A 2,895-nucleotide genomic window follows, 5' to 3' on the forward strand; every position below is an offset into this window, starting at 1 on the left:
TCTTTACAGAAATAAGAAATTTTATAAACAAGGTTCATAATATTCAATATGATGATTTTTTAGATACTTTTGGAATGGAAAGATTTATCGAAATGAAAAAACATAAAAATGATTTTCATGAGCAACTTTCAAATAAAGTATATGAAGCTTTAGAACAAGAAAATTTCTTTAATAATGATAAATTAGTATGTAATATCATAATCAAAATGTTTTTTTCATACTCAACATATCTTCATATAGAATTTGAAGATTTAAAGCCGTATATTGAAAAATTAATACATTAAGGTGGTGTTTACCTTGAATTCTAATACTAGTGTTCAAAGCAAAGATAATAATCCAAAGTTATTTTTAGTACTCACTCTTTATCTTCTAGGTATATTTATGGGAGCTATTGATACTGGAATAGTATCACCAGCAAGAACAATTATACAAAATAGCCTAGGTGTAAATGAAAAAACAGGAATTTGGATGATTACTATATATACACTAACATATGCGTCTGTAATCCCTATCTCTGGTAAATTAGCAGATAAAATAGGAAGAAAATATGTATATTTAGTTAGTATATTTCTATTTGGTAGTGGCTCATTAATCTGTGGATTATCATCATTATTTTCCAACTTTTATATTTTACTAATTGGCCGTGTTATACAAGCTATTGGTGGAGGCGGAATTATGCCAATTGCTACAGCAGAATTTGGAACCACTTTCCCAGAAAACAAAAGAGGCATGGCTTTAGGTTTAGTTGGAGCAACCTATGGTATTGCAAATATTTTAGGCTCAAGTATAGGTAGTACAATACTAAGTATATTTGGAACTCAAAATTGGAAATGGTTGTTTTTTGTTAATCTTCCAATATGCTTGGTTATAATTATTGGAGGAATACTATTTATTAAAAATAATAAGTCTCCATCTACAGAGAAAATAGATAAATTAGGAACATTAATGTTGATATGTATAATAGTATCTTTGTTATATGGTCTTATGAATATAGACTTTTTTAATTTTAAAAATTCTATACAAGATACATCAGTTTATCCTTATTTATTGACATTTATAATACTTATACCTATTTTTATATTTGTTGAAAATAAAGCTAAAGACCCTATTTTGAATTTCGAATATTTTTTAAATCCAAGAATACTAATAGTACTCATTCTATCTTTAATTGTTGGCATTGGAATGATGGGTATGGTATTTGTTCCACAATATGCTGAAAATGCATTAAAAATAAATGCTGGTTCTGGTGGATATTTTGTTGCCATATTAGGATTGTTTGCAGGTATCGCTGCCCCTCTGAGTGGAAGACTTATCGATAAATTTGGTGCAAAAAAGATACTATTACTTGGATTTTCAGTATCTATGATAGGCTCTCTTTATCTAATTTTAATTGCACTAAAAACCAATACAGTATTTAGTGTATGTGTAAGTCTAATATTTATGGGATTAGGAATGGGATTTACTATGGGAACACCTTTAAATTACATGATGCTTTCAAATACAAAAATAGAAGAATCTAATTCTGCACTTGCAACACTATCTCTAATACGCTCAATTGGAACTTCAATTTCGCCTGCAATAATGATTGGATTTATAGCACATGCGGGATTATCTGTACAGGATAATATTATGGATATAGTTGGTAAGCCATCAACACCTAAAATAGTTCAACTTGAAGAACTTGAAACTATGATAGATGATTTAAAGTCAGACCCAGAAATGGCTAAGAATTTAAAAAATATTTCTATACCAAATATGAACGATTCATCAAGTATTAATATGGATATGACAGATGGCAAACTACCAAAATACTTACTAGACAAAGTTCAATCAGCAGATACAACCAATATTACCAACATCACAAAAGAAATATCAACAACAATGTTTGATGAAAAAGTTCCTTCTGTAATTACAAAAATAGAATCAAATGTTCAAAAAGGAATAGATGGTACTCAAAGTGGAATAAATGGTATTGAGGAAGGCGAAAACAAACTAAACAGTGGCATCAAAGGAATTCAAACTGGTATTGACAATATGGTAAAAGCTAGAACTGGTATTAATCAAGGAATAGCTGGAATAAAAAAAGGTATCGCTGGAACTGATAAAGGCATAAAAGGTATGGAACAAGGTATAAAAAAACAAGATAAAGCTATAAATGAAATGACACTTGCTTATAATAAAATACCTACAATACCACAAGGTACTACTCCTCCTGATAACGAAAATTCATCAAATAATCAAGAACAAAATAACACTAGTAATTCTGACTCAAACAGTAATAAAAATGATTCTACAGAAAATAAAAATAATAATTCTAGTGAGAATAAACCAAATTTAAATGAAAAAAAAGAAGCTCTAAATGCTCAAATACAACAACTTAAAAAAGCAAGAGCTGAGTTAAATACCAAATTACAAAAAACTAAGTCTCAAAGAAAACAATTACGTAAAAAACTTAAAAACATGGAATCTCAAAAGAAAGAACTTCAGACAAAATTAAATGATTCCATGAATAAAAAACAAGACATGGAAAAAGGTTTTGACACAATGGAGCAACAAAAAAAATCGCTTCAATTAGTTCTAGCAAAGACACAGGAAGTAAAAGATGAAATACCAAAAGCTTTTAATAAGTCAAAACTCGATTATATAAATTCTATAGAAAACAATAAAATAAAAATAGAAAATACACTACAATCTACTCTAAATTTAGGATTTAGACAGATGTATATAACAGTTTTTTGTGTAAATTTACTTGCATTCATAATATTGTTATTCTATAAAGAAAACAAAACTAGATAAACAAGTCCAATAGTATTATATTGTAAGCCTATATTATATTTTAAACATTTGAAATTCTTTATCTTTAACTAATATAAACTACAATATAATACTATTCTC

At 27.8% G+C, this 2,895-nt stretch carries 1 protein-coding gene and 1 pseudogene; both read left to right on the forward strand.

Annotation, left to right across the window (positions count from 1 at the left end):
* Nucleotides 1-284: pseudogene (locus tag KGF52_RS20715) on the forward strand (TetR/AcrR family transcriptional regulator); the annotation flags it as partial.
* Between the two features lie 4 nt (nucleotides 285-288).
* Nucleotides 289-2,796 (forward strand): MDR family MFS transporter, encoded by a 2,508-nt coding sequence (locus tag KGF52_RS20720; RefSeq protein ID WP_227841477.1) that lies wholly within the window; start codon nucleotides 289-291, stop codon nucleotides 2,794-2,796.
* The last annotated feature ends 99 nt before the right edge of the window (nucleotides 2,797-2,895 follow it).

Origin of the sequence: Clostridioides sp. ZZV15-6597 (genome assembly GCF_020657815.1) — a bacterium.
GTDB lineage: Bacteria > Bacillota > Clostridia > Peptostreptococcales > Peptostreptococcaceae > Clostridioides.